Source organism: Bradyrhizobium genosp. SA-3 (assembly GCF_004212635.1).
GTDB lineage: Bacteria > Pseudomonadota > Alphaproteobacteria > Rhizobiales > Xanthobacteraceae > Bradyrhizobium.
Window position 1 is genome coordinate 24,478 of sequence record NZ_PSRT01000096.1, and the last position, 7,523, is coordinate 32,000.

The 7,523-nt window shown below is 61.1% G+C and carries 7 protein-coding genes; 2 read left to right on the forward strand and 5 right to left on the reverse strand.

Annotation, left to right across the window (positions count from 1 at the left end; translation table 11 throughout):
* Positions 1 to 12: 12 nt before the first annotated feature.
* Genes CWO91_RS28720 through CWO91_RS28735 form a run of 4 tightly spaced genes read right to left on the reverse strand, consistent with a single transcriptional unit; the run spans position 13 to position 3,855 of the window.
* Positions 13 to 1,401 carry an ABC transporter substrate-binding protein gene (locus tag CWO91_RS28720; protein ID WP_245471410.1) on the reverse strand — a complete coding sequence of 463 codons (1,389 nt, stop codon included), beginning with the start codon at positions 1,399 to 1,401 and terminating at the stop codon, positions 13 to 15.
* Between the two features lie 48 nt (positions 1,402 to 1,449).
* Positions 1,450 to 1,830, reverse strand: a complete 381-nt coding sequence (locus tag CWO91_RS28725; protein WP_130218357.1) for a cupin — start codon at positions 1,828 to 1,830, stop codon at positions 1,450 to 1,452.
* 16 nt (positions 1,831 to 1,846) lie between these two features.
* Positions 1,847 to 3,316, reverse strand: coding sequence for a 4-hydroxyphenylacetate 3-hydroxylase family protein (locus tag CWO91_RS28730; protein ID WP_130218359.1), 1,470 nt, complete (start codon positions 3,314 to 3,316; stop codon positions 1,847 to 1,849).
* A gap of 20 nt (positions 3,317 to 3,336) precedes the next feature.
* Complete coding sequence (locus CWO91_RS28735) at positions 3,337 to 3,855, reverse strand: flavin reductase family protein (RefSeq protein WP_130218361.1); 519 nt, start codon at positions 3,853 to 3,855, stop codon at positions 3,337 to 3,339.
* A 142-nt stretch (positions 3,856 to 3,997) separates the two neighbouring features.
* On the opposite strand from CWO91_RS28735, the gene CWO91_RS28740 reads away from it, so the two are divergent.
* Both CWO91_RS28740 and CWO91_RS28745 read left to right on the forward strand, forming a co-directional pair.
* Complete coding sequence (locus CWO91_RS28740) at positions 3,998 to 4,594, forward strand: MarR family winged helix-turn-helix transcriptional regulator (RefSeq protein WP_130218363.1); 597 nt, start codon at positions 3,998 to 4,000, stop codon at positions 4,592 to 4,594.
* Positions 4,595 to 4,884: 290 nt separating this feature from the next.
* Positions 4,885 to 6,264 (forward strand): hypothetical protein, encoded by a 1,380-nt coding sequence (locus CWO91_RS28745; protein ID WP_130218365.1) that lies wholly within the window; start codon positions 4,885 to 4,887, stop codon positions 6,262 to 6,264.
* Positions 6,265 to 6,587: 323 nt separating this feature from the next.
* Here the strand turns inward: CWO91_RS28745 and CWO91_RS43325 are convergent.
* The coding region (locus CWO91_RS43325; protein ID WP_165405770.1) for a phenylacetate--CoA ligase family protein at positions 6,588 to 7,523 on the reverse strand (936 nt) is incomplete at its 5' end.

Sequence of the window (7,523 nt, forward strand, 5' to 3'; positions counted from 1 at the left end):
ACGTCATCCGACCTATTTGTAGCTTCCCGGCTTCGGCAGGCTTTTGGCAAACTCGGGCTTCAGCGTTGCAATCCACGCGAGTGGATCCTGGCCGGCCTGCGGCATCAGGCTGTCGCCCTTGTAGCGAACCATGTCGCCGATCACGGGAAACTGCTGCGACGGTGTCTTCACGGTGACGCCGACGATTTGGTCGACGAGACCGTCATTGTCGGCGCGGGTCTGCGCGGTGCCGGTCAGCGTCTCGACCTTGCTGCCCTTCATAGCGGCGGCGAGCTCGGCACGCGTCGGCCATTTGCCGCCGTTCTTCTGCATCGCGGCCTCATAGGCCGCTTTCACGTAGATCAGCGCGTTGGCCATCTTGATCGACGGGAATACTGGATACTCGCCGAACCGAGCCTTGTAGGCTTCGGCGAACTTCACCGTCTCCGGCTTCGCCTTGGCGTCCGGCGACATCCACCAGCCGTCGCCGAGAACACCGACGATCACCCCGTCAGGCAACGGCACGCGCTGCAGCACGGTCTCGCCGAGCGCGAGGATGACCTGGCTGCTCGTGAAGACTCCACGCGGAGCGGCCTGGCGAACGAAATTCTCGAGGTCGGCGCCCCAGAGATTGGAGAAAACGACATCCGGGCGCGCGGTGGCGAGGCGCGAGATCTCGGTCTGGTAATTCGGCGAACCCAGCTTCGGATAAAGCTCGGCGACGATCTCCACGTCCGGCTTCAGGGCTTTCAGCGCCGCTGTGAATATCTTTGCTGCGTCGTGGCCGAACGCATAGTCCGGGTTGATGATCGCCACCGTCTTCACGTCGGGTTTGCGATCTAGCAGGTAGATCGCGTAGGCGATGAATTCGGGCACGGTGTTGCCGTTGGGGCGGAACACATATTTGCTCTTGCCGTCCATCAGCAGCTGATGGGTATCGCAGTTCCAGCCCACGGTGGGGACCTCGAGCTGCTCCGCGAGCGGCGCCAGCGCCAGGCAATTCGCGCTCGACAGGGCGGCGACCATCACCTGGTTCTTCGCGTCTCCGGAGAGCCGCCGATATTCCGCGATCACACCTTGCGCGCCCTGCGCCTCATCGACATAGGTCGCGCTGACCGGCACGCCTCCGATGCCGCCCTTTGCGTTGATCTCGTCGATCATGAGGTCGGCCGCGTTCTTGCCCGGCATGCCGTAGGCGGCGGCAGGACCGGATGTGAACGTGAAGATGCCAAGCCCCAACGCGTTTGGCTTGTCCTGCGCTGCGGCCGGGGTCGCCGCGACGATGCCGATCGCAAGCGCACCTGCAAGACCGTCAACCACCAACCGGAGACTGCCCGGCGGCAATGCGCGATCCAGCCTGAAGAGCCGTTCAAGTGACGACAGGCCACGCGTAACTATGATGGACATACCTTTGGACGTCATGACTCCCCCTGAGCCGGTTCAAGTGATGTTGTGCGGCAGCAATCCGGATCACACCGGATCGAAATAATGCATCTCCAAAAGCAGGCAGCCGTTCACGGATTTGAACGGCCCATGCGGCGCATGCGGCGGCCGGCAGGCATAGGTGTTCGGGGGGAAGCTCTTGCCGCCCTCGCCGTTCGCATCGTTGCCGACGATCAAATCGCCCGAGACAAGATAGACCTCTTCCCAATATTCGTGGGAGAACGGCGCGCTCGTGTAGACGCCCGGCGCGAAGCGGAGCAGCCGGGTCCGCGTCCCGCGCCGGTTCTCCTCGTCCAGCCCGCCCGCGATGATCTTCTGCTGGATGCCGGCCGGATATCCCGCCGGCACTTCCCAGCCGGTGGTCATGTCAAGTGTATGAAATTCGTCGTGCTTCTTGTTGACAGGCATGTGTTGGCTCCCTGGTTCAGGCGGCTTTGCTGGCGGTCGACACGCCGTTGAGGTCGTAGGAATCGAGCATGGCCTGGACCAGACGGTCGGCGCCGGCCCAGTCGTATGTGCGATAGGAGTGGCCCTTGGTGACGAAGGTCGCGCCGGCGTAGAACATCTCGTATTGCTGATGACGAGAGCCGAACTCCGAGCCGACGGCATCCCAGGCGAGCTTGTAGAACTTCACGCGATCATGCGAATTGGCCTTCGGCGACTGCTGGGTCTTGCCGATCAAGGCCGCGATCTCGGGGTTGTCGAAGTCCGCGACCGACGAAGGCAGCATGATCATGCCGCCGCCGGCGAGCTCGCGAAGCGTATTGATGACGTGCGCGTAGAGCTGCTGTGTCAGCACCTGCGCGGAGTAGAGGGTGTGCCGGTCCGGGATGAAATATGGACCGACCTGTGTGCCCTTGGCTTCCATCGCCGCCACGAGGGCGTCAACCATGCTGGTCTCGGCCGCGAGCTGGCCGAGCATTTCGCGCACCTGGGGAAACTGGGTGACGCCGTTCATGTCGGCGGTGCGATGCGCAAGGCCGGTCAGGAATTTGAGCTTCACGCTTAATCGCACCATCGCCTGGTAGTTCTGATAGACGTGGCAAGGCGTGGCGTGAAACTGCTTCTGGCACATTTCGACGTTGCCCTCGATGAAGACGCGATCCCACGGCACTTTCACGTCGTCGAAATAGAGAACCGAGTCGTTCTCGTCGAAACGGCTCGACAACGGGTTGTCGAACACTGCGCCGGCGGCATCCTCGTAAGATTTGCGCGACAGCATCTTCAGTCCCTTCGTATTCATCGGAATCGCGAAGGACATCGCATAACGCTCTTCGCCGGGGCGCATCGGCTGGATGGTCGTGACGAAGACCTCGTCGGCAACAACGCCGCCGGTGGCGAGCATCTTGGCGCCGCGAATCGTGATTCCTTCTGCGTCGCGATCGACGACGCCGGCGGTGAGGAACGGGTCGGCCTGTTCGGCCGCACCCTTCGAACGATCGGCCTGCGGATTGATGATGACGTAGGTGAGGTAGAGATCCTTGTCGCGGGCGTAACGGTAGTAGCTCTCGAGCGCGCCGGCGCGGGCGGGATCGTAGGCTTTGAACACGTCAAGCCCCATGTAGAGCCCGGAAATGCAGGACGCCACGTGGTCCGGGGCGCGGCCCATGAAGCCGGCATGCAGCGAGGCCCACGCTTCGAGCGCCTTCCGCCGTATCACGAGCTCGGAGTACGAGTTCGGAAGCTGCCAGATGCGGTTGGCGCGACCTGCACCCGTGTCAAAGGTCATCAGCTCCGCATTTGCAGGCGCGCTCGCGAAGTCGAACAGACCGGCCATGGAGCCGGCGAGATTGCGGAAGGCATGGTGCGTCGTCACATCGCCAACCGAGGCGCCGTTGATGTAGATGGTCCTGCCGTCCTTGAGGCCCGACAGATATTCCTTTGTGCTGCGCATCGCAGGTCTCCGGTTCGAAGCTAGTAGTGAATGGGAAGCGGCCAGGTCGGCTCGCGCTGGGTTTCATCGACGAGATCGCGGTATCGACCGCGAAAGAAGATCAGGGGAGCGGCCGCCTGGGCGCGGCTCGCATGGCGAACGACGCGGACGACGAAGATTACGTGGTCGCCGCCCTCGTAGACCGCGTAGGGCGCGCATTCGAAATGAGCCATCGCGCCCGAGATCAGCGGTGCCTCGGCATGGCCGACCGACGTCCTCACCTGGTCCCATTTGTTGGAGAGAGCGCGCGCGAACTGGTTGGAGATGTTTTCCTGGTCACGCGCCAGGATGTTCACGGCGAAACCTTTGGCTTCGAGCATCGCAGGCAGGCTGCGCGCCTTGCGGTCGACGCTGAAAAGAACGAGCGGCGGATCGAGCGAGACGGAGTTGAACGAACTCATGGTCATGCCGATAAGCTCTTCGCCCTTCCCGCGCGCGGTCACCACCGCAACGCCGGTGGCGAATTCGCCGAGAGCACGCCTGAATGCACGATCCTCCATGGACACCGCCTCGTCGCCCGGTCCTGATTTATAATTCTCAAATAGCTTTCTGACAAAGCTACCTGAGAATGTCAATACCCTTGCTGACGGAGCGCATGCGTGCTCTTTAGTCAACTTCCAACGCTATGATTTTGCGGAGAGAATGCCCGTGTCCGATGCGCTGTTGACGGCGTCGAAGCCTGAGTTGCTCGACAAGGATGGAGATCGCACGCTTCGCGGTGTCCTCTACGACTATTTTGCCTTCGGACGAAGCCTGGAAGCCGCTCGCGAGACATTCGCGAGCTTTGTCGGCCTATCGCCGACCCAGTATCTGATCCTGATCGCGATCAAGAATTCGACAGCGGAAAGGCCCATGGGTGTCAACCAGGTCGCCGAACGGCTCTATCTAAGTGGCGCCTTCGTCACCAACGAGATCAACAAGCTGGTCTCTGACGGTCTGATAGAGAAAAGCCCACATCCTGGCGACGGACGCCGCGTGCAGCTCACGCTGACCGAGCACGGGATAAACCTATTGATCCGGCTCGCCGCCTTGCAACGCCCGGTGAATGACGCGCTATTTGGAATGCTCACGCGCGAGGAGTTCAGAGTGCTCTCCCAAATGCTGTCTCGTCTTGCTTCCAACGCCGATAGCGCGTTGAAGCTTGCCGAGCACGTCCGGGCGACGCTCACGTCGCAAAATAACGAAACGTTCCGTACCGAGCCGCAGAGAGGCCGCAAGAAACAACGAACGAGCCGTTAGAGCCTTGCGGTAGTGACTATTAGACCAACACGTTGGGTGCTTCTCACCGCCCCGGACCAGCGACTCGTCATAACGAGGGCAGCGCGACTAGCGAGAGAGTCTTTGGCTCTCAATTGGGTCAGTGAGTCGCCCAACTGCATTGAGGTGGAAACGACTTCAACCGCAGGACTGAGAGTGTTGGTCAGCACTCGCCCTGTCCCTTCCCTCAGAATTTGGCGTGTAGGCTGAACCACAAAGCCTCCTCACGTTGGCTGTCATGAGATTTTTCTTGATCTCCCGGTGCACACGTCGTGCACACGCCGCCTTCTAACCATCTGAAAAACCTGAACTCTCGCTCCAATCATGGGACCGAAGCGTTCGACGCCGCGTACGACGCAGCGGTGGCGGCGCTGGGGGGAGTGATGCGTAAACGCCGTAGTGCACCCGATCCGCTGGTGCAGCCCGAACGCCGCTATGTGCAGGCCGACCGCTCGCAGCGCGGACAAACACGCTATTACGTCCAGCTCCGCAACGGCTTACCGAAGATCCGGATCCACGGTGAGTTCGGCACGCAAGCATTCGACGATGAGTGTGATACGGCCATCGCCTCGCAGATGGCGCTCTATGGCGACGCGACCGATCATCTCAACGCACAAAAGCAGCGCAACGAGCCGCGCGGGGAACTTCCTACAGAGCCGCCAATGCCCCACGCCCTGCGCTGGTACTGGACGCTCTACAAACAGAGCGACCACTGGCTGGGCGATCTCAGCTTGGGCCATGAAGGACTGTCGGAATCGACGCGGCTCCAGCGCACCGGGCTAATCGAGAGCCTGCTGCCCGAAAACGGGGAAAAGCCGTTTGCGGTGCTGACACGAAAGGTCATCAAGGAAGAAATGAAAGCGCGCACGCCGTCGCAGGCGGGCAACCTGCTCTCGGCGTTGCGCGGAATGATCCGCTGGATGATAGATGAACGCCATCTCGATGAGGATGATGACCCAACGATCGGGCTGAAGTCAGGCAAGGCCAAGGCAAGCCGCGAGACTGGCGGCTTCCTCCCTTGGACCGAGGATGACATGGCGCTCTATCGCGCGAAGTGGCCGCTTGGCACCGAAGCGCGACTGATGTTCGATATCCTTCATTACACGTTCCTGCGACTGGGCGACGCCCATCGCTTCGAGCCCCCGCATATGCGGCAAATCCTGCGCCAGATGGCGGTGCAGATCGCAACCGAAAAGAGCCGCGGCAACACCACTGTCACGGTGCCGGTACATCCGGATTTTGCGGAAAGCCTGCCTGCAGCTCGTGCGGCCGGGATTATCGGCGCTGAAGTCTTCACCGGCAAAGTACTGAAGGGCCGCGTGCTAGCGATGAACAAGAAGGCGTGGGCGGCGAAGTTCAAGAAATACGCGGTCATGGCCGGCGTCAACGAGCCCAAGAAGAGCTGCCATGGCGTGCGCAAGGCCCGCGCCGAAGTTGCTGCTTACGCCGACTGCACCGAGAGCCAGATGATGGCGATGTTTGGCTGGACCGATCCGAAGATGCCAGCACATTACATTGCCCAGGCGAATCGAGAGAAGCTCGGCATCAGCGGCATGGACAAGATCATTGCGTTCGATCAGAGCAATTGCTCGACGATTTCATTCCGCTGCCGCGCGAGAACAGCGGAGGAACGTCGGACGCGAACAAAGTAGTAACTTTGCGTAGTAATTCTGTAAAAAAAGACGCTGTAACTTCAACGAGTTAAGCGTGGATATGGTGCGCTCGGAGGGCGGAGAAGATGTTCGCAATTTCAATGACTTGCCGAGACAGGCAAAAGATTAGGTACAGTTCGGGGCCTATAGGTGCTTTTCAAGCCGGGTGCCAGCGCGCCGTAATTCCCGGTTCACGCCGGCCTGCCCTGACAAGGCCATCGCCAACCGTTCACCTACAGCGGGCAGCTCGTTGCTTCGCGTTCAATGCAAACATGCGGGTGTAGGGCAGCAGCAGCGCGATCCGCCCGAAGCTCTTACGATTTTCAAGCGCTCAGAGCCAGTGGGATGACGGTGCGGTATTTTCCGGCGGAAGATGCGACTGGTGGTTCGGGGGCCAACTCAACAGACACCTGACCGAGCCCATGCTCGTTCAATAGCTTGGTCAATTCGGAATGGACCGCCCGCCAAACCCGGTTTGGGTCAGCGTCGGCTGCGGGATGGAGCCGAACGCGCAATTGTGTTGGCGCAGTCTGCACGATCTGAAACAACTCCACGCCGGGTACATGATCGATCTCAAGCGCGAGCGATGGCACTGCGACTTTCTCGCCGCGTTCGGTTGGAAACGTGAGGATGTCGGCAGCGCGGCCCCGCACGCGGATCGCCGGAAGCGGGTTGCCGCAAGGACAGGGATCGGGTCGTTGCAGGATGCGGTCGCCCAGATCGTAGCGGAGGATCGGCTGCACGCGATTGGCGAGGTTGCTCACGAGGACCGTATGCGACTCCTCACCGGGCGGCACCGGCCGATAGCTCGCATCGACGGGTTCGAGAATCACCCAATCGCTGTTGACATGATGCCAACCGTGTTCACAGCCGATCGCCATGAACAGGCATTCCGTCGCGACGTAAATAGTCCGGACCTTGGCGTGGAATGCCCTTGCGATCCGGTCGTATCCGTCCGGCGAAAGCCCTTCCGAAGTCGGAAGAACCAGCACCGGCCGAATATGCAGGCGACCGGCATCCTGCTCGGCGGCCAAGAGTGCCATGACGCTGGCGTATCCGATGAGCAGAGCCGGGCAGAGCCGATTGAGTTCGGCGACCAGATTCTGCAACGGCGCCTGTGCCGGGAGCGCCCGGAATCGTCGGGCCGACGATTTTGTGTGGATTGCAGCAAAGCTGGTTGCGCCGATGTAATGGCCCCCCATCGCCAGCACCGACGCCGCGCGGCCGCCGCAGACGAGGAGACGAAACATGTCGCTGGT

Bases quoted from the DNA above. Each gene is read 5' to 3' on its own strand.
- CWO91_RS28730 (WP_130218359.1), bottom strand. From the start codon at position 3,316: ATGCGCAGCACAAAGGAATATCTGTCGGGCCTCAAGGACGGCAGGACC.
- CWO91_RS28735 (WP_130218361.1), bottom strand. From the start codon at position 3,855: ATGGAGGATCGTGCATTCAGGCGTGCTCTCGGCGAATTCGCCACCGGC.
- CWO91_RS28725 (WP_130218357.1), bottom strand. From the start codon at position 1,830: ATGCCTGTCAACAAGAAGCACGACGAATTTCATACACTTGACATGACC.
- CWO91_RS28740 (WP_130218363.1), top strand. From the start codon at position 3,998: ATGCCCGTGTCCGATGCGCTGTTGACGGCGTCGAAGCCTGAGTTGCTC.
- CWO91_RS28720 (WP_245471410.1), bottom strand. From the start codon at position 1,401: ATGACGTCCAAAGGTATGTCCATCATAGTTACGCGTGGCCTGTCGTCA.